The sequence below is a fragment of the Cognatilysobacter tabacisoli genome (assembly GCF_003586305.1).
Lineage (GTDB): Bacteria > Pseudomonadota > Gammaproteobacteria > Xanthomonadales > Xanthomonadaceae > Cognatilysobacter_A > Cognatilysobacter_A tabacisoli.
The window spans coordinates 310,777-334,262 of the sequence record NZ_QXJI01000004.1; the positions used below are offsets into that span (position 1 = coordinate 310,777).

A 23,486-nucleotide genomic window follows, 5' to 3' on the forward strand; every position below is an offset into this window, starting at 1 on the left:
TGGTCGAAGGTGGAAGGGCGGAAAAGTGGAAAGGCGGGGCCGGTCGATTCAGGCCGGTGCCAGCGCGTCGTCGACGCGCAGCACGCTGGGAATGCCGCGGTCGACCGGGGCATCGAGCGGGCCCGGCGCGGTGACCGCGCCGCGCGAGGCCGGGCCGACGCTGCGCGCGTACTTGGCCAGCACACCGGTGGCCACGCGCGGGGCGATCCGCGCCGGCGGCCGCGCGGCGAGGTCGGCGTCGACGTCGAGCCGGCGCGTGGCGACGTCGATGCGCACCACGTCGCCGTCGCGCAGCCGCGCGATCGGGCCGCCGTGCGCGGCCTCGGGGCAGACGTGGCCGACCATGAAGCCGTGGGTCGCGCCGCTGAAGCGCCCGTCGGTCAGCAGCGCGACGTCGTCGCCGAGGCCCTGGCCGACCAGCGCGGCGGTGACGGCGAGCATCTCGCGCATGCCGGGGCCGCCGGCCGGGCCTTCGAAGCGGATCACGACAACGTCGCCGGCCCGGACCTGCCGCGCCTGCACCGCGGCGAACGCGGCCTCCTCGAAGTCGAACACCCGCGCCGGACCCTCGAAGCGTTCGCGGCCGTGTCCGGCCAGCTTGACGATGCAGCCGTCCGGGGCGAGGTCGCCGTAGAGGACGGAGTACCCGCCGCGCGGCTTCAGCGGCGCGTGCACCGGGCGCACGACGTCCTGCTGTGCCGCGGTCTCGACCTCGTCGAGCTCGGCGAAGAACCCGCGGCCGGTGACCGTCGGCACATCCTCGATCAGCCCGGCCGCGCGCAGCTCGCGCGCGACCAGCGCGACGCCGCCGTGTTCGAACATCTCGGCGGCGGTGTAGCGGCCGCCGGGCTTGAGGTCGGCGATCACCGGCGTGTGCCGCGCGGCGGCTTCGAACTCCTCGAGGTCGAACGGCACGCCGGCCTCGTGCGCGATCGCCAGCAGGTGCAGCGCGGCATTGGTCGAGCCTGCGGTGGCGGAGACCGCGCGCGCGGCGTTGCGCAGCGACGCGGGCGTCAGCAGCGCGCGCGGGCTCGCCGCGCCGTCGTGCAGCCGCTGCATCACCAGCTCGCCGCAGGCGCGCGCCGCCGCGGCCTTGCCCGGGTGCATCGCCGGAATGTCGTTGAGCTGCAGCGGCGACAGGCCGAGAAAGGTCAGCACCATCGCCATCGTGTTGGCGGTGAACTGCCCGCCGCACGCGCCCGCGCCGGGGCAGGCGTGTGACTCGATGCGGTGCAGCTCGGCGTCGTCGATGCGGCCGGCCGCGTGCGCGCCTACCGCCTCGAACACGTCCTGCACCGTCAGCGCGCGGTCGCTGCCGTCGCGCTCGCAGTGGCCGGGCAGGATCGTGCCGCCGTAGAGGACCACGGTGGGGATGTCGAGGCGCGCGGCGGCCATCGCCGCGGCCGGGATGGTCTTGTCGCAGCCGACCAGCAGCACCATCGCGTCGAGGCAGTGGCCGCGCACGGCCAGCTCGATCGAGTCGGCGATCGTCTCGCGCGATGCCAGCGAGGCGCGCATGCCGTCGCTGCCCATCGCGATGCCGTCGGTCACGGCGATGGTGTTGAACTCGACCGGCGTGCCGCCGCCGGCGTGGACGCCTTCGCGCACGTGCTGGGCCAGCGCGCGCAGCGTGAGGTTGCACGGCGAGACGTCGGTCCAGGTGTGGATCACCGCGACCAGCGGCCGGGCGATGGCGGCATCGTCGAGCCCGGTCGCGCGCAGCATGGCGCGGGCCGGGGCGCGGGCGGGTCCGAGTTTGATCGCGTTGCTGTTCACTGCGTTGGGGTTCCCGTTGCGATGGCCTGGAGCGGATGCCGGCCGTACAAACGAAAACCCCGCGCCTCTTTCGGGGCGCGGGGTTCAGGTTCTACTGCCTGGGTGTGTGTGTTTCAGCTACACATGCCCGAACCCCGCGCCTTGAAGGACGGTAATAAGCACGGTGGTAAGTACGAGTGCGGTGGTCAGCGCGACCGCGGGCCGCGCGGTCGGCATCGCGGCGACCCGGGTCGGGGTCGGCGGCGTGGAGTGCCTCGGCGGGGGCGTGTTGCGCTGCGTCATGGAATCGACAGGAACACGGCGTTTTTTCGTTGTCAACACTTTTTGCAGAAACTTTTGCAAGTTGCGCGGAAGCGACGCGGCGGTGCGGCTGTGGCGACATTCCATGTGCTCATGAGGGCGCGCACGGCCGTCGCCGCCGGTGGTTGCGCGCGAAACCGAACGCCCGTTTGGCTGGCCGCGGGCGGGCGCGCATGCTCCAATGCGCGACGAAGCGGGGGTACCGCGGCCGGTGCGGCGCGGTTGAGAAACACCCTTGGAACCTGGGCACTCGTGCCGATACCGGCTGACACCGGCGTAGGGAAGCTTCGCAAGCCGGTCCGCCGGCTCTGCGCCGCCGCTTTGATGCGCGCCGTCCGCCCGCGGACCGGATCGCCACAGCCCGCACGCCCGTGCGGACTCTTCAAGCCGCAGGCGGAGCTCCCCCGATGAATGCAGTGCCCTCCGAACTCGTCCAGCAGGCCGACCAGCTGTCGGCCGACGTGACCCGGCCGATCCCCGGCTCGCGCAAGATCCACGTGGAGGGCTCGCGGCCCGACATCCGCGTGCCGATGCGCGAGATCGAGTTGGCGCGCACGCCGACCATCTTCGGCGGTGAGGACAACGCGCCACTCGCCGTCTACGACACCTCGGGCCCGTACACCGATGCCGGCGCGACGATCGACCTCGCCACCGGCCTGCCGCCGCTGCGCGCGCCGTGGATCGCCGAGCGCGGCGACACCGAGGTGCTGGCCGGGCTGAGCTCGGCGTTCGGCCGCCAGCGCGAGCTCGACCCGAAGCTCGACGCCGTGCGCTTCGGCAACCGCCCGCTGCCGCGCCGTGCCCTGTCGGGGGCCAACGCCACCCAGATGCACTACGCGCGCCGCGGCATCGTCACGCCGGAGATGGAGTTCATCGCGATCCGCGAGAACCAGCGGCTCGAGCAGCTCCGCGAGGCGCACCTGCGGGTCCAGCACCCCGGCGAGTCGTTCGGCGCGAATATCCAGAAGATCATCACGCCCGAGTTCGTCCGCGACGAGGTGGCCCGCGGCCGCGCGGTCATCCCGAACAACATCAACCACCCCGAGTGCGAGCCGATGATCATCGGCCGCAACTTCCTGACCAAGGTCAACGCGAATATTGGCAACTCGGCGGTGAGTTCCGGGATCGCCGAGGAGGTCGAGAAGCTGGTGTGGTCGATCCGCTGGGGCGCCGACACGGTCATGGACCTGTCGACCGGCAAGCACATCCACGAGACCCGCGAGTGGATCATCCGCAACGCGCCGGTGCCGATCGGCACCGTGCCGATCTACCAGGCACTGGAGAAGGTCGACGGCCGCGCCGAGGAGCTGACCTGGGAGATCTTCCGCGACACGCTGGTCGAGCAGGCCGAGCAGGGCGTCGACTACTTCACGATCCACGCCGGCGTGCTGCTGCGCTACGTGCCGCTGACGGCCAAGCGCGTGACCGGCATCGTCTCGCGCGGCGGTTCGATCCTGGCCAAGTGGTGCCTGGCGCACCACAAGGAGAACTTCCTCTACACGCACTTCGACGAAATCTGCGAAATCATGAAGGCGTACGACGTGACGTTCTCGCTCGGCGACGGACTGCGCCCGGGCTCGATCGCCGACGCCAACGACGCCGCGCAGTTCGGCGAGCTCGAGACGCTCGGCGAGCTGACCAGGATCGCGTGGAAGCACGACGTCCAGACCATGATCGAAGGCCCCGGCCACGTGCCGATGCAGCTGATCAAGGAAAACATGGACAAGCAGCTGGCCGTGTGCGGCGAGGCGCCGTTCTACACGCTCGGCCCGCTGACGACCGACATCGCGCCCGGCTACGACCACATCACCTCGGCGATCGGCGCGGCGATGATCGGCTGGTTCGGCACGGCGATGCTCTGCTACGTCACGCCGAAGGAGCACCTGGGCCTGCCGAACAAGCACGACGTGCGCGAGGGGCTGATGGCCTACAAGATCGCCGCGCACGCGGCCGACCTGGCCAAGGGCCACCCGGGCGCGCAGGCGCGCGACAACGCGATGAGCAAGGCGCGCTTCGAGTTCCGCTGGGAGGACCAGTTCAACCTCGGCCTCGACCCGGAGCGCGCCCGCGAGTACCACGACGAGACGCTGCCGAAGCAGGCGCACAAGGTCGCGCACTTCTGCTCGATGTGCGGCCCGCACTTCTGCTCGATGAAGATCACCCAGGACGTGCGCGAGTACGCCAAGGAGCACGGGGTCGACGAGCAGGCCGCGATAGCGGAGGGCATGGCCGAGAAGGCCGCCGAGTTCCGCGCGGCCGGCGCGCAGGTGTACAAGCCGGCCTGACCGCCGATGCGCCGGCGCGCGTTCCTGCAGCTGGGCTGCGCCGCGATGGCGGCCCCGTGGGCCGCGCGCCTGCACGCCGCCGCGCGCGGCGCATCGACGGTCGACGACTACTGGTCGCGTGTGTTGGGCCGCATGCCGCCCGGGCTGGCCGCGGTCGCCGCTGCGCCGGAGCACGAGGTCCAGCTGCGCGCAGTCCGGGTGCGCCGCGACGCCGATGGGCACGCGACGTTCGACACGCACGACCACGGCCTCGCGCCGCGGCGCTGGTTCGCCGCGGCGAGCGTGGCCAAGCTGCCGATGGCGCTGCTGATGGCCGAACGCGTGCACGCGCTCGGGCTCGATGCGCATGCCGTCATCGCCGTCGACGCGCCGCCGGCCACCGGCGCGTGGCCCGCCGACGAGCCGCTGGCCGAGCGTTTCGGCCGCGGGCTGGCGCGCACGTTCGCGGTCAGCGACAACGCGCCGTACAACCGCTGGTACGAACTGCTCGGCGGCGACGCGATCCACGCGCGGCTCGCGGAGCTCGGCTACCCGCACGCGCGGCTGGTGTCGCGGCTGGGCTCCAGCGACGCCGACGCCAACCGACGCACCGGCGGCGGGTCGGTGCGCGCCGCCGACGGCCGCATCGCCGCGCGGCTCGCGCCGGCGCACGCGCAGGCGCGGCACTTTCCGTTCGGCCGCGCGCTGAAGGGCACGGGCTGGCAGCGCGACGACGGCGCCGTGGACGCCGGTCCGCACGATTTCTCGACCGGCAACTTCCTGCCGCTGGCCGACAGCCTGCGCATGCTGCAGGCGTTCGTGCGGCCCGACAGCGTGCCCGCGCACCAGCGCTGGCGCATCGACGGGGCGCTGCGCTCGCAGCTGCTGCGACTGCTCGCGCTGCGGCCGCGCGACAGCGACGACCCGCGCTACGACGAGGCCGCGCACCCCGATGGCTATGCGCGCTGGCTGCTGGTCGGGGATGGCGCGCAGCGCTACCCCGACGGCGTCGGCGTGTTCGGCAAGACCGGGATGGCCTACGGCTACCTGAGTGAAGTGGCCTACCTCGTCGACGCGGCCAGCGGCGCCGAGCTGCTGCTCGCGGCGTCGATCCACGTGAACGCAGACGGCGTGTTCAACGACGACCGCTACGAGTACGACACGATCGGGCGACCGTTCCTGGCCGCGCTCGGGCGCGCAGTGCTGGCGGTCGAGCGCGATGCGACGGGCCGACTCGCCCCTTCCCAGCCGTGACCGCGCGACCGATGATGCGCGCTGCCTCCCGCGCGCCGACCCCGCCATGCTGACGTCCCGCTTCCGACTGCTGCGCATGCGCGTGCTCGCGCGTCGCCACCCGTCGGCGTGGCTGCTGGCCGCGCAGCTGGCCAGCCTGATCGCGTACCCGCTGTTCGACGAAAGCCGCGGCGGTCGCGTGGTGTTCGGCGCGATCGGGGCGATGCTGCTGATGCTGGTGCTGTGGGTCGTGCGCCGCAGCCCGGCGGTGACGTGGGTCGCGTGGCTGCTGGCGATCCCGGCGTTCGGCGCCTCGATGCTGGCTGCGGCGATCGACAGCCCGGTCCTGCTCGCGCTGTCGTCGTCGCTGGAGGCGCTGCTGTACTTCTACGCCGCCGCGAGCCTGATCGCGTACATGCTCGACGACCACCGCGTCACCGCCGACGAGTTGTTCGCCGCGGGCGCGACGTTCACCCTGCTCGCGTGGGGCTTCGCGTACGCGTACGTCGTCTGCCAGATCTGGTACCCCGGCAGCTTCGTCGGCGCGGTCGATCCCGACCAGCCGCGCACGTGGCTGGAGCTGCTGTTCCTGAGCTTCACGACGCTGTCGGGCGTCGGACTCGGCGACATCCTGCCGATGAGTTCGCCGGCGCGCGTGCTGGTGATGCTCGAGCAGGTCGCCGGCGTCGCCTACATCGCCACCGTGGTGTCGCGCCTGATCGGCCTGACGATCCTCCGCCACGACGCGCGCGGCCGCGGGCGCTGACGCCAAAAAAAAACGCGCCGTGAGGCGCGCAAGCGGTGCATTGGGAGCGGAGTGACCGGTTTGGGGTCCGGCCGCCGCGCCGGTCCACGTCAACCCGGGCGGCCCCCGCACGTTAGAATCCGGCTCCCCCACGGCGCCTGCCGATCCGTGCCGCGTGTGTTTGCCGACTCTGGCGGCAGCGCGGATGCCGTCCAGCACATGACGCGCCGGCGCTACCCGTTCAGCATGCCCGCCTGATGACCCTGACCCCCGAGCCCGTGCCGGCGTGGCCGCCCGAGCGCCTGCGCATTGGCGAATGCATCGTCGACGTGCCGCTGCGCGAGGTCACCGCGCCCGGCGCGCGCCGGGCCCGGCGGGTGACGCCGAAAGCGCTCGGCGTGCTGCTGGCGCTTGCGCGCCAGCCCGGCCGGGTGGTCAGCCGCGAGGCGCTGCTCGACGAGGTGTGGCCGGACACGCTGCCGACGAACGACGTCGTCACCCAGGCGGTGACGCAGCTGCGCAAGGCGTTCGGCGAACAGCGCGGCGACGCGCGCTACATCGAGACGATCTCGAAGAACGGCTACCGGCTGCTCGCGCCCGTCACCGCCGAAGGCGCCGCGCCGGCGGCCGAGAACACCGGCGAGCCCGCGTCGCGCGGGGACCAGGCTGCCGAAGCGTCGGTGCCGGGCCCGATGCGGGCGGGCGAGCCCGTCGCGGCGCGCCGCCCGCGGCGCCGCTGGCCCGTGCTCGCCGCGCTCGGCGCCGTCGCCGCGGCCGCACTGCTCGCGGCGCTGGCGCTCGGACCGTGGCGCCGCGAGGCCGCGCCGGCGACGCCCGCCGCGGCGCTCGCGGCCCCCGGCGCGACCCCGTTCCGGTTGATCACGTCGGCGCCGGGGTTCGAGGTCAGCCCGTCGCTGTCGCCCGACGGCGCGATGGTGGCGTACGCGGCGAGCCTGCCGGACCGGCTCGAGCGGGCGATCCTCGTGCAGACGACCGGGCCGACCGCGCCGCGCCAGCTGACCCGCCCCGAGCCCGGCTCCTCCGACCGCCTGCCGGCGTGGTCGCCGGACGGGCGCGAGATCGCGTTCCAGCGCGCGGGCCCCGGCAACAGCTGCCAGATCCGGGTCATGCCGGCCAGCGGCGGGCCCGAGCGCGTCGTTGCCGGCTGCGACCTGCGCGACCTGATCTCGTTCTCGTGGACGCCCGACGGCCGCGGCCTGCTGTTCGGCAGCATGCGCACCCCGGACGGGCGCGCCGGCATCCGCGTGCTCGACCTCGGCAGCGGCCAGTGGCGCGCGATCGCTTACCCGACCGGCGCCAATGAGCTCGACTACCTGCCGCGCTACTCGCCGGACGGCCGCTGGATCGCGTTCGTGCGCAACCCTCAGCTCGGCGACCTGTGGCTGATGCCGGCCGAGGGCGGCACGCCGCGGCCGCTGACCCGCCAGTTCGTCGAAGTCCGCGGCTGGGACTGGCTGCCGGGCAGCCGGGCGCTGGTGTTCGGCCGTCGCGTGGACAGCGAGACGCGGCTGTACCGGGTCGCGCTCGACGGCGGGCCGGTGCAGGACCTCGGGGTGCAGGGGGCACAGTCGCCGTCGGTCGCCGTCGGCGCGAATGCGATCGCGTTCGTCAACCGCCGGCCGAAGTTCGGCCTGTTCCGCTACGCCCTGCCGGGCGACGGCGGGGAGGCCGCCACACCCGGCGAGCCGCTGTTCCGCTCGACCGGCCGCGACGTGCAGCCGTCGATCGCCCCGGACGCCGCCCAGCTGGTGTTCGGCTCCGATCGCTCCGGAACGTACGCGCTGTGGTGGGCGGACCTGCGCCGGCCCGAGTCGCTGCGGCTGTTCGAGGGCGTGCTGCCGGACTCGCGCCGGCTGGCCGAGTGGTCGTGGGACAGCCGCCGCGTGCTGGTGCCCGGCATCGGCGCCGACGGCCGCTACGGCCTGCACGAGATCCTGCCGGCGAGCGGGCAGGTCGCCCGCCTGGATGTCCCGATGGCCGACCCGATCCAGGGGCTGTACCTGCCCGACACGACGCGGCTGCTGGTCGGCGGCGCCACCGGCGCCGACGGCCGCCTGCACCTGACTCTGTACGACCGCAGCGTCACCCCGTGGCGCGCGCTGCAGGTGGTCGAGGACGTGTCGCTGGCGCGGGTCGATCCGGACCGCCGGCGCGTGCTGTTCACCCGCACGACCGGCGACGGCCTGTGGCAGGCCGACCTCGACCTCGACCCGGCCAGCGTGCGCGTCGCCGACCCGGCTTTCCCGTCGCGCTGGCGCTACCGCAACTGGGACATCGCCAGCGACGGCCGGGTGTTCTACGTGGACCTGACCGCGCAGTGCCAGGCCCTGGTCCGCGAGATCGCCGCGACCACGCCGGCGCCGAGCCGCTGCCTGCAGCGCGACCGGCTTTCGGCGACCAACGGGATCAGTGTCAGCGGGCGCAACAACGCGCTCTACGTGCCGCTGGCCACCGACGACGGCACCGACATCGCGTTCATGCCGCTGCCGCCGGGCTGGGGGCTTGACGGCAAGTGATTGATGCGGCTGAGAAAACCGCCTTCGGTTTTTCTTCGTAACCGGCTTCGCCAAGATTTCGCACAAGCGTCCGCCAAAGTTCCTGCCCCCAGGCGCGGCGTCCGGCAAACCCATCGGCCTTCCTCGGCAAACGATGGGTGATGCATGGAACAGGCGGAGTGGGCCGATCGCGGCCAGCAGGTGCAGCTCGATGCGCCGGAGCCGACGGGCGCGCCGGTGTGCCTCGGCGTCTCGCGGCTGGGCAGCCTGCAGCTGGGCGGCAGCGCGTTCACGGTCTGGGTGCAGCTGCGCGGCAGCGCGTGGATAGAGGCCAAGGAGGGGCGGTTCCGGCTGCGGCGCGGGGACTGGATCGCGCTGGACAAGGATTCGCGCCCGCAGCTGCAGGCCGACCGCCACGGCACCACGATCGGGCTGGCGCTGAACGCCGACGCGCTGCGCGGCCTGTCGCGCTTCTCCGAGTGCCACCTGTACGCCGGCCGCGGCCGGATGACCCGCCGCGATGCGCGCACCGCGGTGCGGCTGTGGCGCGAGGCCGCCGCGCGACTGTCGACCGACCCGGCCGCGCCGCTCGACCCGCAGGCGCTGCGGCCGATCGTGCTGCACCTGGCCGGCGTGCAGCGCGAGCTGTCGGCGCGCCTGCCGCGCTGCCCCGGGCGCTCGCGCCAGCGCAAGCGCCAGGTGTTCGGCCGCCTGCAGCGCGCGCACCTGTACCTGGAAGGCAACTGCGACCGCGTCGTGCGGATCAGCGAGCTGGCCGAGCTGACCAGCTTCTCGAGCTGGTACTTCTCCAAGACCTTCCACAGCCTGTACGAGGAGAGCCCGCAGGCCGCCTCGGCGCGCATGCGGCTGGAGCGCGCGGCGGACCTGCTGCATTCGACGTCGATGATGATCGGCGAGGTGGCCGCCGCGTGCGGCTTCGACAACTGCTGCAGTTTCGCGCGGGCGTTCCGCGCGCGCTTCGGCATGCCGGCGTCGCGCTACCGCGCGCTCGGCGCGCATGCCGTGCGGGCAGAGTCGGCAAACCCTCCCGCGGTCGCGCGCAAAGCTTCGCTGCGAACCGGAACGTAACGTTGGTCGGCGTTTTAACGCGCCCGTAACAGCGGACGGCACCCCCGCCCGCACACGCACCAGCGGCGCTGTCGACACCGCGCCGCCAACCAACGCGTCATCCGGAGAGAGACTAGATGAACCATCGCACCACGCGTCGCGTGCTGCCGCTCGGGCTGCTGCCCGCCGGTATCGCAATCGCGCTGAGCCCGGCCTTCGCCGTGGCGCAGGAAGCGGCCCCCGCGCAGGAGCAGCAGGCCACGACCCTCGATCGCATCGAGGTCACCGGCTCGCGCATCCGCCAGGTCGACACCGAAACCGCCGCCCCCGTCCTGCAGATCACCCGCTCGGACATCGAGAACCAGGGTTTCCAGTCGGTCGCCGACATCCTGCAGAACATCAGCGCGGCGGGTTCGCCGGCCATCAGCCGCACCTCGCCGCTGTCGTCGGGTGAAGCGGTCGGCGGCCAGTACATCGACCTGCGCAACCTCGGCCCGAACCGCACGCTGATCCTGGTCAACGGCAAGCGCCTGGGCATCACCAACGACGGCCTGCAGGACGTCGCCTCGATCCCGGCCTCGATGGTCGAGCGCATCGAAGTGCTGAAGGACGGCGCGTCGACGATCTACGGTTCCGACGCCATCGCCGGCGTCATCAACATCATCACCCGCAAGAACTTCGAAGGCGCCGAAGCCAACGCCTACGTCGGCCAGTACGACCAGGGCGACGGCCAGCGCCAGGTCTATGACTTCGTCATGGGCTTCACCGGTGACCGCGGCTCGGTCACCGCCGGCGTCGAGTACTCGAAGGAAGACCCGGTGTGGGCGCGCGACCGCTGGTTCTCGGAAGTGCGCTTCCCGACCGGCGAGAAGAGCGATCCGCGTCCGGGCGGCCTGTCGGGCATCAACCAGTTCGGCACGCTGATCCGTTCCAACGGCAGCCGCTTCAACCTGATCCGTGACGGCCAGGAGCGCGACGCGACGGACTTCAGCAACTTCCGTCCGACCAACGGCACCGACGTCAGCAACCCGAACCAGCAGTCGACCGTGTACTCGGGCATCGAGCGCCGCTCGGTGTTCTTCAACGGCCGCTACGACATCACCGACAGCCTCAGCTTCGACGCCGACGTGCTGTACACGGACCGCGATTCGTTCGCGCAGAACGCCGGCTACCCGTACCAGTCGGCTGCGTTCGGCACGCCGATGTCGGCCAACAGCGTCTACAACCCGCTCGGCAGCCAGAACACCGGCGGCCCGGGTGAGGTCGTCAACTTCCTGCGCCGCGGCTGGGACGTCCCGCGCGAGGTCAACAACAGCCTGACCACGTTCCGCTTCAGCGGCGCGTTCAGCGGCGGCTTCGAGATCGGCGAGACCTTCTGGGACTGGGATGCGGGCTACCTGTACAACCAGAACGAAGGCAAGCAGATCAGCACCGGCAACCTGAACACCCAGGCGGTGGCGCTGGCGGTCGGCGACTCGTTCATCAACAGCCAGGGCGTCGCCCAGTGCGGCACCGCGGCCAACCCGATCCCGCTGGGCTTCGGTCCGGGCGCGTGCACCCCGTGGAACCCGTTCGTGCCGGCCGGCAGCCTCGCCCCGGGCGGCCTGGCCAACCCGGACGTGCAGGCCTACCTGTACCTGCCGGGCCAGGCGCTGTCGGAAACCACCACCAAGGTGTACTACGCCAACCTCGCCGGCACGCTGTTCGCGCTGCCCGCCGGTGACGTGGGCGTCGCGGTCGGCGTCGAGCACCGCAAGGAGCAGGGCTTCTTCTCGCCCGACGCGCTCGCGCAGACCGGCATCTCGACCGACCTGGCGGCCGGCCCGACCGGCGGCGGCTACGCGCTCGACGAGATCTACGCCGAGCTGCAGATCCCGCTGCTGGCCGACGTGGCCTTCGCGAAGGAGCTGACCGTCAGCGTGGCGTCGCGCTACTCCGACTACGACACCTTCGGCGACACGGTCAACAGCAAGTTCGGCTTCACCTGGAAGCCGGTCGACTCGCTGCTCGTCCGCGGCACCTGGTCCGAGGGCTTCCGCGCCCCGACCGTGGCCGACCTGTTCGGCGGCGTCTCGCAGAGCTTCGAGTTCTACACCGACCCGTGCGACACGCTGTTCGGCGCTGCCGGCGGCAGCGCGGCCTGCCTGGCCGACGTGCCGGCGAACTTCCGCCAGCCGGCGCAGGCCGGTGGCGTCGCCCCAGGCCCGGGCACGCAGACGCCGGTGCCGTTCCTGTCCGGTTCGAACCCGAACCTGACGCCGGAAACGTCGGAGTCCACGACCCTCGGCTTCGTCTGGAGCCCGGGCTTCGCCGAAGGCCTCAACGTGTCGCTCGACTGGTGGAACATCCGCATCGAGAACACGATCGTCGGCGACGACCCGAGCACGCTGCTGGACGACTGCTACATCCGCGGCATCGCCTCGCGCTGCCAGGGCCCGGACACGTTCACCCGTGACCCGGTCACCGGCGAGATCACCAGCCTGTCGTTCGGCGGCCGCAACGCCGGCTTCGTCGAGACCGAAGGCTTCGATTTCGACCTGAGCTACTCGATGGAGACGGCCTACGGCAAGTTCGGCCTGTCGTGGTTGAACACCTACGTCAGCAAGAACGAGCTGAAGGTCGACAACCTCGAGGGCGTGCCTTCGCAGCAGAACGGCTTCGGCGGCAACTTCCGCCTGCGCTCGAACGCCAGCCTGAACTGGGAGAAGGACAGCTGGGGTGCAACCTTCAGCTCGCGCTACTACTCGGGCACGAAGGAGAACTGCTACTTCGCCGACCGCTGCACCCTGCCGGACTACTCCGCGCCGGACACGCAGGGCCTGAACGTGCCGCTGAACGAGCTGGGCGCCAACACCTTCCACGACGTCCAGGTCCGCTGGAACGCGCCGTGGGACGCCACGATCGCGATCGGCGCCAACAACGTGTTCGACCACTACGCGGCCCCGGCCTACGACCAGCCGAACTCCGGCTTCTCGTACTACGGCGGTTTCGACATCGGTCGCTTCGTGTACCTGAAGTACCAGCAGCGCTTCTGATCCACCGCGCTGTCACGCACCACGCCACGGCCCCGAAAGGGGCCGTGGTTTTTTTTGGTCGGCCGCCCAGGCCCTCGTTCGGGCCGGCCGCGTGCGGTGGCGCGGTTGGGCGGGCGGGACCGGGGAGGTAGCATGGCCCCCATGCACAGGCCGAGTTCCCGATGAAGCTCCAGGTACCGTTTCTCCAGCTGCCGCTGTCGTTCGACGCCGCGCGCCTGGCCGCCGAGATCGAAGCGCTCGGCGAGGCGCCGTGGCGACCGCACCCGCAGGGGTTTGCCGGCAATTCGATGCTGCCGCTGGTCGCCGCCGACGGCGATCCGGCCAACGAGGCGTTCGCCGGCGCGATGCGGCCCACGCCGGCGCTGCAGCGCTGCCCGTACCTGACCCAGGTGTTCGCCAGCCTCGGGGCCACCGTCGGCCGCAGCCGGCTGATGCGCCTGTCCGGGCACGCCGAGGTCACCCGCCACGCCGACCAGGGCTACTACTGGGCCGAGCGCGTGCGCGTGCACGTCCCGATCGTGACCCAGCCGACCGTGCGCTTCGAATGCGGCGACGCGACGATCAACATGGCCGCCGGCGAGTGCTGGATCTTCGACACGTGGCGCCAGCACCGCGTCATCAACGACGCGGTCGAGTCGCGCATCCACCTGGTGGTCGACACGGTCGGCGGCGGCGGCTTCTGGGAGCTGGTCGCGCGCGGCCGGCCGCACTCCGCGCGCGCCGCGGGCGGCTGGGCGCCGACGCCGCTGGCCCCGCGCGACGGCGTGGCCGCATTCCCGTGCGAGACGGTCAACATTCCCGCGGTCATGAGCCCGTGGGAACTCAACGCGCACTTCGGTCTGCTGTTCGCCGACGCGCTGCCGCACCCGGGCCTGATGGCGACGCGGCAGATCGCGATGCGGTTCGCGCGCACGTGGCAGGGGCTGTGGTTCGAGCACGGCGACCGCCCCGCGGGCCGAGCCGCGTACCGCGCGGCGCTGCAGGCGTTCATCGACGAGGTGCGCGGCCCGAGCCAGGGCATCGTGCTGAACAACGAGATCCGCTGGTTCAACGCGATGATGACGATCGTGGCGAAGTTCGCCGTCGGCGGCGACGGCGCCGCCGCCACGCCCGCGCAGCAGCGCGCCGTCGGGGACAACGCGTGAGCGCGGTGCCCGAGGCGCCGCGCACGGCCGACGCGCCGGTGTTCGACCGGCCGGTGTTCATCGTGTCGTCGCCGCGCTCGGGCTCGGCGCGGCTGTTCGACGCGCTGGCCGGCGCGCCCGAGGTGTTCACGGTCGGCAAGCAGGCGCACCGGCTGATCGAAAGCATCCCGTCGCTCGACGTGCGCCAGCGCGGGTTCGATTCGAACCGGCTCGACGCCGGCGACGCGACCGCGCACGTGGTCGGCGAGCTGCGCCGCGTGCTGCGCGAGCATGCGCGCGACCGCGATGGCGCCGCGCCCGGCTCAGGGCCGTTCCGCCTGCTCGACAAGACGCCGAAGAACGCGCTGCGCATCCCGTTCCTCGCCGAGGCCTTCCCCGAGGCGCATTTCCTGTACTACCACCGCGACCCGCGCGAGGTGCTGGCGCAGATGTTGCTGGCGTGGCACTCCGGCCAGTACCGCACCTACATGGGTCTGCCCGGCTGGCCGCACCGCTACTGGGCGCTGCTGCTGACGCCGGGGTGGCGCGAGCTGGCCGACCGTTCGATCGTCGAGATCGTCGTCGCGCAGTGGAAGGTCGCGCTGCAGATCCTGCTCGACGACCTCGAGGCGCTGCCCGCGCACCGCTGGCGCGTGGTGCGGCACGCGGACCTGGTCGACAACCCGTCCGGCGAGATCGCGCGGCTGTGCCTGGCGCTCGACTACCGCTGGGACCGGCCGCTGGACGGCGGGCTGGCCAGGCAGCCCGACCCGGCCAGCGCCGACGATGCGGCGGTCATACGCGGCTACGCCGCCGAACTGCAGCGGCTGTGGCCGGGCGTGCAGCCACTGGCCGAGCGCGCGGCGAAGTTCGCCGGCGGCTGAGGCTCCGCGCCGCGCAAACACGAAGGCCGCCCTCGGGCGGCCTTCGTGCGTTCGACGCGCGGTCGACGATCAGAACTTCGGCTTGTCCTCGTCGGAGATCGCGTTGAAGCGCTCGATCGCCTCGGACAGGATCGCCTTGGCCTCGGCGGCGCCGCCGAAGCCGTCGAGCTTGACCCACTTGCCCTTCTCCAGGTCCTTGTAGTGCTCGAAGAAGTGGCCGATGCGATCGAGCCAGTGCTGCGACACCTGGGCGATGTCGGTGACGTGAGCGTACCCGCCGAACACCTTCGGCACCGGCACGGCGATCAGCTTCTCGTCGCCGCCGGCCTCGTCGGTCATCTTCAGCACGCCGACCGGAATGCAGCGGATCACCGAGCCCGGCACCAGCGGCAGCGGCAGGATCACCAGCACGTCGGCCGGGTCGCCGTCGCCGCACAGCGTGTGCGGCACGTAGCCGTAATTGCACGGGTAGCGCATCGGGGTCGACAGGATGCGGTCGACGAAGATCGCGCCGGTGGCCTTGTCGACCTCGTACTTGACCGGCTCGGCATCCTTCGGGATCTCGATGATGACGTTGATTTCGTCCGGCGGGTTCTTGCCGGTGGGGACGAGGTCCAGGCCCATTGCTGCTGCTCCGACGTGCTGCGCGCGCGGCCGGCGGGGCCCGCGGCGGATGGTGGGGAAGGGCGCGCATTCTACCGGTGATCCCCCCGCTTGGCGGCACGATTGCGCGGGCCGCGACGCAATTCGCGGCCGGGATCGGGCGATCGCGGCGGGCCGGCCGCCGGCGCTGGGTACCGTCCGGGGACCCTGGCCTGCGCCGTCGGACCGTCGTCCGCGCGCAAAAAAAAGAGCCCCGCCGAAGCGGGGCCCTCGAAGGCGTTGCGCGGCGGTCGCCGTTACAGCAGCGGCACCATCAGCAGCGCGACGATGTTGATGATCTTGATCAGAGGATTGATCGCCGGGCCGGCGGTGTCCTTGTACGGGTCGCCGACGGTGTCGCCGGTGACCGAGGCCTTGTGCGCCTCGCTGCCCTTGCCGCCGTGGTGGCCGTCCTCGATGTACTTCTTGGCGTTGTCCCACGCGCCGCCGCCGGTGGTCATCGAGATCGCCACGAACAGTCCGGTCACGATCGTGCCGATCAGCAGGCCGCCGAGCGCCTTCGGGCCGAGCACCAGGCCGACCACGATCGGCACCGCGACCGGCAGCAGCGACGGAATGATCATTTCCTTGATCGCCGACTTGGTCAGCATGTCGACGGCCTTGTCGTACTGCGGCTTGCCGGTGCCCTGCATGATCCCGGGGATCTCGCGGAACTGGCGGCGCACTTCCTCGACCACCGCGCCGGCCGCGCGGCCGACGGCTTCCATCGCCATCGCGCCGAACAGGTACGGGATCAGGCCGCCGATCAGCAGGCCGATGATCACCACGTGGTCGGACAGGTCGAAGCGGAACGCCTCGAACGGCACGCCCGCGGCCAGCGCCTCGGCCGCGCCGGCGGTGTTGAGGTTGTGCGTGTAGTCGGCGAATAGCACCAGCGCGGCCAGCGCCGCCGAGCCGATCGCGTAGCCCTTGGTCACCGCCTTGGTGGTGTTGCCGACCGCGTCGAGCGGGTCGGTCACCGCGCGCACTTCCGGCGGCAGCTCGGCCATCTCGGCGATGCCGCCGGCGTTGTCGGTGATCGGGCCGTAGGCGTCGAGCGCGACGATCATGCCGGCCATCGACAGCATCGCCGTGGCGGCGGTGGCGATGCCGTACAGGCCGGCGAGCTCGAACGTGCCCCACATCGCCGCGCACACCGCCAGCACCGGCAGCGCGGTCGAGCGCATCGACACGCCGAGGCCGGCGATGATGTTGGTGCCGTGGCCGGTGGTCGACGCCTGCGCGACGTGCTGCACCGGCTTGAACTGCGTGCCGGTGTAGTACTCGGTGATCCACACGATCACGCCGGTCAGCACCAGGCCGATCAGCGCGCAGCCGAACAGGTTGGCGGCGCCGAGCGGGCTGTCGCCCATCAGCATCGTCGTCACCGGCCAGAACGCGATCGCCGCCAGCACCGCCGAGACGATCACGCCGCGGTACAGCGCGCCCATGATCGAGCCGCCGGCCTTCACCTTGACGAAGAACGCGCCGATGATCGACGCGATGATCGACACGCCGCCGAGCACCAGCGGGTACAGCACGCCGTTGGCGCCGATCTCCGCGGCCATCATGCCGCCGAGCAGCATCGTCGCGATGACCGTGACCGCGTAGGTCTCGAACAGGTCGGCGGCCATGCCGGCGCAGTCGCCGACGTTGTCGCCAACGTTGTCGGCGATCACCGCCGGGTTGCGCGGGTCATCCTCGGGGATGCCGGCCTCGACCTTGCCGACCAGGTCCGCGCCGACGTCGGCGCCCTTGGTGAAGATGCCGCCGCCGAGGCGAGCGAAGATCGAGATCAGCGAGCTGCCGAACGCCAAGCCGACCAGCGCGTGCAGCGCGTCGTCCTGGGCGTAGCCCATCGCGCCGAGCACCATCCAGTAGCCGGCGACGCCGAGCAGGCCGAGGCCGACGACGAGCATGCCGGTGATCGCGCCGCCGCGGAACGCGACGTCCATCGCCTGGCTCATGCCGTGGCGCGCCGCTTCGGCGGTGCGCACGTTGGCGCGCACCGACACGTTCATGCCGATGTAGCCGGCCGCGCCGGACAGCACCGCGCCGATCAGGAAGCCGATCGCCGACGCCCAATCGAGGAAGAAACCGATCAATACGAACAGCACCGCGCCGGCGATCGCGATCGTCGTGTACTGGCGGTTGAGGTAGGCGCGCGCGCCTTCCTGGATCGCGCCGGCGATCTCCTGCATGCGTGCGTTGCCGGCGGGTTGGGCGCTGATCCAGCGCGCGGAAATGATCCCGTACAGGATCGCGATGACGGCGCAGACCAGCGCCAGGACCAAACCGTACTGCTCCAGCATGAACCCCTCCCCAGAGTGGATACATCGGGACAACGGATGTCGCGTTCGAGTTGTGGTGCGCGTGCGGCGGGGCGCACGCGACCGGGCGACTATGGCACAGGGTCCGGACGCGCGGAACCTCGTGAAACCGGGGTTCAGCGGCCCCGTGACAGCCTGCGACCCCGATCACGGCTCACCGATCCGGTGACAGGAGCCCCCCCGATGCGTCCCGTTCTCGTCCTGCTTGCCGCGCTGTCGCTGCCCGCCGTCGCGGCCGAACCGGCGCCGGAGATCACGCGCGCAGTCGGCACGCCCCAGGCCACCGGCGTGGTGCACACGCTGCGGCAGATCCCCGAGGCCTGCGCGCGCATCGAAGGCGCGTTCACCGGCCAGGCGGCCGACCCGTACAAGTTCGCGGTCGTGCGCACGAGCCCGACCTGCCAGCAGCGCGCGCGCTTCGTCGACGCGGCCAAGGCCAAGCCGACCGCGGCCGCCGGCTGGGTGTTCAACGATCTGATCCGCGTCCCCAGCGCGGCCTGCCCGACGCAGCAGGCGGTGGTGCGGGTCTGGCGCAAGCCGGTCGCGGTGGCGCCTCCGAAGCTCGACGGCCAGGGCAAGTCGCGGCTGTACCTCGACGAGCAGCGCAAGGCCGCCGCCGCCGGCAAGCTCGCGGCCGTGCCGATGTTCGCCGCCGCGATGGCGGTCGAGGGCACGCCCTGCCGCTAGGCCGCATGCACTGGGTTGGATCTCGAAGACGAAGGCCGCTTGCGCGGCCTTTGTCATTTGTGCGGACGGCGACGCTGTCCGCTGCGACCTTGAGGGCGATCAGTCCGCGAGCTTGAGCTTCGCGGCCATGCCGTCGAAGGTCGCTTGGTCGGAGGGGGACAGGTTCGGCCGGCCGGCCATCAAGCCCATCGTGATCGTGCCCTGCACGTAATAGGTCTCGCCGGCCTCGACCTCCATCGTCAGCACGTCCTTGGCTTCGGAGTGGACGGTGTAGCTGTGCGTGCCCGGCTCGACCAGCGCAATGAAGTACTTGCCGCTGCGCAGCTTGCCCAGTTCGGTCTCGCCTTCGCGCACCTTGAAGCCGACCGCGCCGCCGGCGAATTTTGACGGACGGAAAAACACGATCTGACCCTTGTCTGCGGGCGCGGCGCCGACAAGGCCGGAGCTTGCCGCCACGACCGGCGCAGCAGTCGCTTCGGCGGCGACGGGGGTGCCGGTCGGGGCCGTCGCAGAGGCGTCCTGGGCGGAAGCGAGGGCGGGCAGCAACAGCAGCGAACAGGCCAGCAGGGTAAACGTCGAACGCATCGATACGGCTCCTTGGTCAGGGTGCAGCGGGTGATGGAACGGAAGGCGGGACGGTTGGCACGTCAGGCGCCGGCGGGGCCGCGGTGACGTTGGCGGCTAGCTTCGCGGTGACCCGCGTGCCGGCGGGAATCTCGATTTCGCGGCCACGGATGAACATTGCGAAGGGGCCCGCGGCCAGCGACACGCCCAGCGCCATGCCGCTGTTGTCGCCGCCGGTCACCCCGAGCTTGAGTCCGCGCAGAGGCGCGGCGGGTCCTGGCAGGTCGAGGCTGCGCGCCGCGATCAGCAGCTCGCCCGGCGCGCCGCCGCCGCGTGCGGCGGCAGCGTGGACGACCTCGCCCCGGCCCACGGTGCCGGCCGGGACCACGACGACGCCGTCGACGGTGATGGCCTCGACGACACGGATCGCGAAGGCGTCACCGCGCGCGTTGCGCGATGAATTGAGCGTGTCGAGGATCTCCAGAGAGACGACCGTGCCGGCGGTCACGATGCAGCACGCCGGGGCCGCGACCGGGGTCGACGGCCGCGCTGCCGGACCAGCGGGGACAGGGACTGTCGCGTCGGAATGGGCCGCCGGTGTCGGCGCCTGTGCGCAGGCCGAACCCGTCGCCAGCGCGGCGACAAGCGCAGTGATACATCGCTTCAAGGTCGGCTCCCCCCGTCCGTGAAGCCCGCGACGCTAATCGAAGTGGTGGGGCTTGCCAACTGTTTCCGCGCGCTCAGCCCGCCCAGTCCGGCAGCTGGCGCTTCACCGCGACGTTCTTCAGCGTGACGTACTTCGGCAGGCCGTCGCGGCCGTACGGAGGCGGCGCTTCGCCGCGGATCAGCGGCTCCAGGTAGCGGCGGGCGGCGTCGGTGATGCCGTAGCCGTCCTTGCGGACGAACGCGGCCGGCATCTTCTTCTCGTGGTTGGCGACCTTCGCCAGCGGCGCGGCCTCCACTTTCCACCGGTACGGCGCGTCCGACGTGCGCACGATCACCGGCATCACCGCGTTCATGCCCTTCAGCGCGAACTCGACCGCCTTGCGCCCGACCGCCTGCGCCTGGTCGAGGTCGGTCTTCGACGCGACGTGCCGGGCCGAGCGCTGCAGGTAGTCGGGCAGCGTCCAGTGCACCTTGTAGCCGAGCGCGTCCTTGACCCGTCCGGCCAGGTGCGACGCCACGCCGCCGAGCTGGGTGTGGCCGAACGAATCCTTGCCGCCGCCGGCGTCGGCGACGAAGCGCCCGTCGGCGGTCTGGATGCCTTCGCTGGCGACGACGACGCAGTAGCCGACGCGTTCGACCGTGGCGCGCACGCGGGCGAAGAAGTCGCCCTCGTCGTAGGGGCGCTCGGGGAACAGGATCAGGTGCGGCGCCTCGTCCGGGCCGTTGCCGGCCAGTCCGGCCGCGGCGGCGAGCCAGCCGGCGTGGCGCCCCATCGCCTCGTAGACGAACACCTTCGTCGAGGTCTCGGCCATCGCCGCGACGTCGAGGGCGGCCTCGCGCACCGACACCGCGGTGAACTTCGCCGCCGAACCGAACCCGGGGCAGCAGTCGGTCACCGCCAGGTCGTTGTCCACCGTCTTGGGCACGCCGACGCAGGTCAGCGGGTAGTCGAACTCGCGGGCCAGCTGCGACACCTTCAGTGCGGTGTCGGCCGAATCGTTGCCACCGTTGTAGAGGAACCAGCGCACCTCGTGGGCGCGGAACACATCGAGCAGCCGCTCGTACTTCGCGCGGTCGGCGTCGAGCGACTTCAGCTTGACCCGGCACGAGCCGAACGCGCCGCCGGGCGTGTGCGCGAGCGCGCGAATGGACGCCGCCGACTCCTTCGTGGTGTCGATCAGCTCCTCGCGCAGCGCACCGAGGATGCCGTTGCGCGCGGCCAGCACCCCGACCTTGCGGGCGCGGGCGCTGTCGATCACCGCCGAGGCGGTGGCGTTGATGACGGCGGTGACGCCGCCGGACTGGGCGTAGAGCAGGGTTCCCGCGGCCATGGTCTAGGGGTCCTGGGGGCGGAGGAGGGGTCGGGATACGGTAAAGTGGCGCCCGTCGGTGTCCGGCGGGACGAGGGCTGCTGCGAGTGTAGCGCCGCGTCGGCGGACCCCGGGGCCACGCGCCGCGACCCGGCCAGGCGATCCGGTTCCGTCGCCCCGCGCAGCGCGATCGCGCGTGCAGCCGCCGCAGCGCAGGGCCCAAGCGAACACGATTCAGGAGTGATGTTGATGCGATTGGTTCTTCTGGGGGCGCCCGGCTCGGGCAAGGGCACGCAGGCATCGCGGCTCAAGGAGCACCTGCAGGTCCCGCACGTCTCCACCGGCGACCTGCTGCGCGCGGAAGTCGCCGCCGGCAGCAAGCTCGGGCTGGAGGCCAAGGGCATCATGGCCGCCGGCAACCTGGTCAGCGACGAGATCCTGCTCGGCATGCTCGAGGACCGCTTCTCGCGCCCGGACACCGGCGGCGGCTTCATCCTCGACGGCTACCCGCGCAACCTCGCCCAGGCCGACGCGCTCGGCCGGCTGCTGCAGCGGATCGGCCAGCCGATGGATTTCGCGGTGCAGCTGGACGTGCCGACCGAGCTGCTGGTCGAGCGCATCGCCGGCCGCGCCCAGGCGGAAGGCCGCGCCGACGACAACCCCGAGTCGGTGCGCAAGCGGCTGGACATCTACACCTCGCAGACCGCGCCGGTGATCGAGTTCTACCGCCAGCACGGCCAGCTCACCGTGGTCGACGGCGTCGGTTCGCTCGACGAGGTGTTCACCCGCATCATCGAGGCCATCGCGCCGTCGCGCGACGTCGGCTGATCGCAGTCCCCCGCGCGCCACTGGCCCGCGGGACCGACACGCCCGGCGCCACGCGCATCGCCGCACTGGCGCCCCAGCAGGAACCGCCCGCTTGAAACTGCACATCCTCGGCATCGCCGGCACCTTCATGGGCGGGGTCGCCGCGCTCGCGCGCGAACTCGGCCACACGGTCGAGGGCAGCGACCAGGCCGTGTACCCGCCGATGTCGACCCAGCTCGAGCAGCTCGGCATCGCGCTGCGCCAGGGCTACGCGCCGGAGAACATCTCGCCGGACTGCGACGAGGTCGTGATCGGCAACGCGCTGTCGCGCGGCAACGCCGCGGTCGAGCAGGTGCTCGACGACGGCCGCCGCTACGCCTCGGGCGCGCAGTGGCTCAGCGAGCGGCTGCTGCCCGGGCGCGACACGCTGGCGGTCGCCGGCACCCACGGCAAGACCACGACCACGACGATCCTGACCTACCTGCTGCAGGCCGCCGGGCGCGAGCCGGGCTTCCTGATCGGCGGCGTGGCCGAGGACTTCGGCGTGTCGGCGCGCATCGGCGCCGGCCGCGAGTTCGTCGTCGAGGCCGACGAGTACGACACCGCGTTCTTCGACAAGCGCAGCAAGTTCGTGCACTACCGGCCGCTGGTCGCGATCCTCAACAACCTCGAGTACGACCACGCCGACATCTTCCCGGACGTCGCCGCGATCCAGCGCCAGTTCCACCACCTGGTGCGCACCGTGCCGCGCCGCGGCCGGCTGATCGTCAACGGCGAGGACGCGCGCCTGGCCGAGGTGCTGGCAATGGGCTGCTGGACGCCGGTGGAGACGTTCGGCCTCGACGCCGGCGCCAGCGTGTCGGGGCAGCCGTTCGACTGGACCGCGCGCCTGCTCAGCGAGGACGGCAGCGGGTTCGTGCTGGTCCACCGCGGGGTCGAGGTCGGCACGGTGAACTGGCCGCTGCTTGGCCGTCACAACGTGATGAACGCGCTGGCCGCGCTCGCGACCGCGCACGCCGTGCGCGTCGACCTCGCGGCGGTGCTGCCGGCGCTGGCCGGGTTCCGCAGCGTCAAGCGCCGGCTGGAGGTGATCGGCCAGGCGCGCGGCGTGACCGTGTACGACGACTTCGCCCACCACCCGACCGCGATCGCGACCACGCTCGCCGGCCTGCGCGCGCGCGTGGGGCAGGCGCGGATCGTCGTGGCGATGGAGCCGCGCAGCAATTCGATGCGGCTGGGCGCGCACGCCGACGCGCTGGCGCCGTCGCTGGACCTGGCCGACGCGGTCGTGTTCCTGCACCGGCCGGAGCTGGCGTGGGACGGCGGCAAGGTCGTCGCCGCCCTGCGCGGCGAGGGCATCGCGGTCGCCGATGCCGACGCGCTGATCGCGGCGCTGCGCGAACGCACCCGCGACGGCGACCACGTGGTGTTCATGTCGAACGGCGGCTTCGACGGGGCGCCGCGGCGCTTCCTCGCCACGCTCGCCGACGGCTGACGCGCGTCACGCCTTCACACCCTGCGCCAGCGGAGCCTCG

At 71.9% G+C, this 23,486-nt stretch carries 17 protein-coding genes; 11 read left to right on the forward strand and 6 right to left on the reverse strand.

Annotated features, from left to right (window positions below; all coding sequences use genetic code 11):
* Nucleotides 1–48: 48 nt before the first annotated feature.
* Nucleotides 49–1,776, reverse strand: a complete 1,728-nt coding sequence (ilvD, locus tag D3A60_RS13950) for a dihydroxy-acid dehydratase (protein ID WP_119719373.1) — start codon at nucleotides 1,774–1,776, stop codon at nucleotides 49–51.
* Nucleotides 1,777–2,483: 707 nt separating this feature from the next.
* Here ilvD and thiC point away from each other — a divergent pair.
* The 8 genes from thiC (at nucleotide 2,484) to D3A60_RS14610 (ending at nucleotide 14,945) form a co-directional block, all read left to right on the forward strand.
* Complete coding sequence (gene thiC / locus D3A60_RS13955; protein ID WP_119719374.1) at nucleotides 2,484–4,361, forward strand: phosphomethylpyrimidine synthase ThiC; 1,878 nt, start codon at nucleotides 2,484–2,486, stop codon at nucleotides 4,359–4,361.
* A gap of 6 nt (nucleotides 4,362–4,367) precedes the next feature.
* Nucleotides 4,368–5,594, forward strand: coding sequence for a serine hydrolase (locus D3A60_RS13960; protein ID WP_119719375.1), 1,227 nt, complete (start codon nucleotides 4,368–4,370; stop codon nucleotides 5,592–5,594).
* A gap of 46 nt (nucleotides 5,595–5,640) precedes the next feature.
* Nucleotides 5,641–6,339, forward strand: coding sequence for a potassium channel family protein (locus tag D3A60_RS13965; protein WP_231120526.1), 699 nt, complete (start codon nucleotides 5,641–5,643; stop codon nucleotides 6,337–6,339).
* Between the two features lie 236 nt (nucleotides 6,340–6,575).
* Nucleotides 6,576–8,855, forward strand: coding sequence for a winged helix-turn-helix domain-containing protein (locus D3A60_RS13970; protein WP_119719376.1), 2,280 nt, complete (start codon nucleotides 6,576–6,578; stop codon nucleotides 8,853–8,855).
* A gap of 144 nt (nucleotides 8,856–8,999) precedes the next feature.
* Nucleotides 9,000–9,923 (forward strand): helix-turn-helix domain-containing protein, encoded by a 924-nt coding sequence (locus tag D3A60_RS13975; protein ID WP_119719377.1) that lies wholly within the window; start codon nucleotides 9,000–9,002, stop codon nucleotides 9,921–9,923.
* A gap of 116 nt (nucleotides 9,924–10,039) precedes the next feature.
* Nucleotides 10,040–12,937, forward strand: coding sequence for a TonB-dependent receptor plug domain-containing protein (locus D3A60_RS13980; protein WP_119719378.1), 2,898 nt, complete (start codon nucleotides 10,040–10,042; stop codon nucleotides 12,935–12,937).
* 161 nt (nucleotides 12,938–13,098) lie between these two features.
* Complete coding sequence (locus D3A60_RS13985) at nucleotides 13,099–14,082, forward strand: aspartyl/asparaginyl beta-hydroxylase domain-containing protein (protein WP_119719379.1); 984 nt, start codon at nucleotides 13,099–13,101, stop codon at nucleotides 14,080–14,082.
* A complete protein-coding gene (locus D3A60_RS14610) occupies nucleotides 14,079–14,945 on the forward strand; it encodes a sulfotransferase family protein (protein WP_157981500.1) in 867 nt (288 codons plus the stop codon). Before D3A60_RS13985 ends, D3A60_RS14610 begins: the two co-directional genes overlap by 4 nt.
* 69 nt (nucleotides 14,946–15,014) lie before the next feature.
* Here the strand turns inward: D3A60_RS14610 and ppa are convergent, their stop codons facing one another.
* Nucleotides 15,015–15,569, reverse strand: coding sequence for an inorganic diphosphatase (gene ppa / locus D3A60_RS13995; RefSeq protein ID WP_119719380.1), 555 nt, complete (start codon nucleotides 15,567–15,569; stop codon nucleotides 15,015–15,017).
* Between the two features lie 275 nt (nucleotides 15,570–15,844).
* The gene (locus D3A60_RS14000) at nucleotides 15,845–17,899 is read right to left on the reverse strand and encodes a sodium-translocating pyrophosphatase (RefSeq protein WP_119719381.1); all 2,055 of its coding nucleotides are present in this window, start codon (nucleotides 17,897–17,899) and stop codon (nucleotides 15,845–15,847) included.
* 201 nt (nucleotides 17,900–18,100) lie between these two features.
* Here D3A60_RS14000 and D3A60_RS14005 point away from each other — a divergent pair, with 201 nt between their 5' ends.
* A complete protein-coding gene (locus tag D3A60_RS14005; RefSeq protein WP_119719382.1) occupies nucleotides 18,101–18,604 on the forward strand; it encodes a hypothetical protein in 504 nt (167 codons plus the stop codon).
* A gap of 99 nt (nucleotides 18,605–18,703) precedes the next feature.
* On the opposite strand, the gene D3A60_RS14010 is transcribed toward D3A60_RS14005, so the two are convergent.
* From D3A60_RS14010 to D3A60_RS14020, 3 genes are all read right to left on the reverse strand, one after another.
* On the reverse strand, nucleotides 18,704–19,189 hold the full coding sequence (locus D3A60_RS14010) for a DUF2846 domain-containing protein (RefSeq protein WP_119719383.1): 486 nt from the start codon (nucleotides 19,187–19,189) through the stop codon (nucleotides 18,704–18,706).
* Nucleotides 19,190–19,205: 16 nt separating this feature from the next.
* Nucleotides 19,206–19,676: a hypothetical protein gene (locus D3A60_RS14015; RefSeq protein ID WP_119719384.1), complete on the reverse strand. Its 471-nt coding sequence runs from the start codon at nucleotides 19,674–19,676 to the stop codon at nucleotides 19,206–19,208.
* Nucleotides 19,677–19,908: 232 nt separating this feature from the next.
* Complete coding sequence (locus D3A60_RS14020; RefSeq protein WP_119719385.1) at nucleotides 19,909–21,165, reverse strand: 6-phosphofructokinase; 1,257 nt, start codon at nucleotides 21,163–21,165, stop codon at nucleotides 19,909–19,911.
* Between the two features lie 228 nt (nucleotides 21,166–21,393).
* Here D3A60_RS14020 and D3A60_RS14025 point away from each other — a divergent pair, with 228 nt between their 5' ends.
* Entirely contained in the window at nucleotides 21,394–21,972 is a 579-nt protein-coding gene (locus D3A60_RS14025; RefSeq protein ID WP_119719422.1) for an adenylate kinase, read from the forward strand.
* 91 nt (nucleotides 21,973–22,063) lie between these two features.
* A complete protein-coding gene (gene mpl / locus D3A60_RS14030) occupies nucleotides 22,064–23,446 on the forward strand; it encodes a UDP-N-acetylmuramate:L-alanyl-gamma-D-glutamyl-meso-diaminopimelate ligase (RefSeq protein ID WP_269203669.1) in 1,383 nt (460 codons plus the stop codon).
* Nucleotides 23,447–23,486: the final 40 nt, after the last annotated feature.

Bases quoted from the DNA above. Each gene is read 5' to 3' on its own strand.
- D3A60_RS13985 (WP_119719379.1), top strand. From the start codon at position 13,099: ATGAAGCTCCAGGTACCGTTTCTCCAGCTGCCGCTGTCGTTCGACGCC.
- D3A60_RS14010 (WP_119719383.1), bottom strand. From the start codon at position 19,189: ATGCGTTCGACGTTTACCCTGCTGGCCTGTTCGCTGCTGTTGCTGCCC.
- D3A60_RS13960 (WP_119719375.1), top strand. From the start codon at position 4,368: ATGCGCCGGCGCGCGTTCCTGCAGCTGGGCTGCGCCGCGATGGCGGCC.
- D3A60_RS13975 (WP_119719377.1), top strand. From the start codon at position 9,000: ATGGAACAGGCGGAGTGGGCCGATCGCGGCCAGCAGGTGCAGCTCGAT.
- D3A60_RS14000 (WP_119719381.1), bottom strand. From the start codon at position 17,899: ATGCTGGAGCAGTACGGTTTGGTCCTGGCGCTGGTCTGCGCCGTCATC.
- ppa (WP_119719380.1), bottom strand. From the start codon at position 15,569: ATGGGCCTGGACCTCGTCCCCACCGGCAAGAACCCGCCGGACGAAATC.
- D3A60_RS14025 (WP_119719422.1), top strand. From the start codon at position 21,394: ATGCGATTGGTTCTTCTGGGGGCGCCCGGCTCGGGCAAGGGCACGCAG.
- D3A60_RS13980 (WP_119719378.1), top strand. From the start codon at position 10,040: ATGAACCATCGCACCACGCGTCGCGTGCTGCCGCTCGGGCTGCTGCCC.
- D3A60_RS13970 (WP_119719376.1), top strand. From the start codon at position 6,576: ATGACCCTGACCCCCGAGCCCGTGCCGGCGTGGCCGCCCGAGCGCCTG.
- D3A60_RS14020 (WP_119719385.1), bottom strand. From the start codon at position 21,165: ATGGCCGCGGGAACCCTGCTCTACGCCCAGTCCGGCGGCGTCACCGCC.
- D3A60_RS13965 (WP_231120526.1), top strand. From the start codon at position 5,641: ATGCTGACGTCCCGCTTCCGACTGCTGCGCATGCGCGTGCTCGCGCGT.
- D3A60_RS14005 (WP_119719382.1), top strand. From the start codon at position 18,101: ATGCGTCCCGTTCTCGTCCTGCTTGCCGCGCTGTCGCTGCCCGCCGTC.
- thiC (WP_119719374.1), top strand. From the start codon at position 2,484: ATGAATGCAGTGCCCTCCGAACTCGTCCAGCAGGCCGACCAGCTGTCG.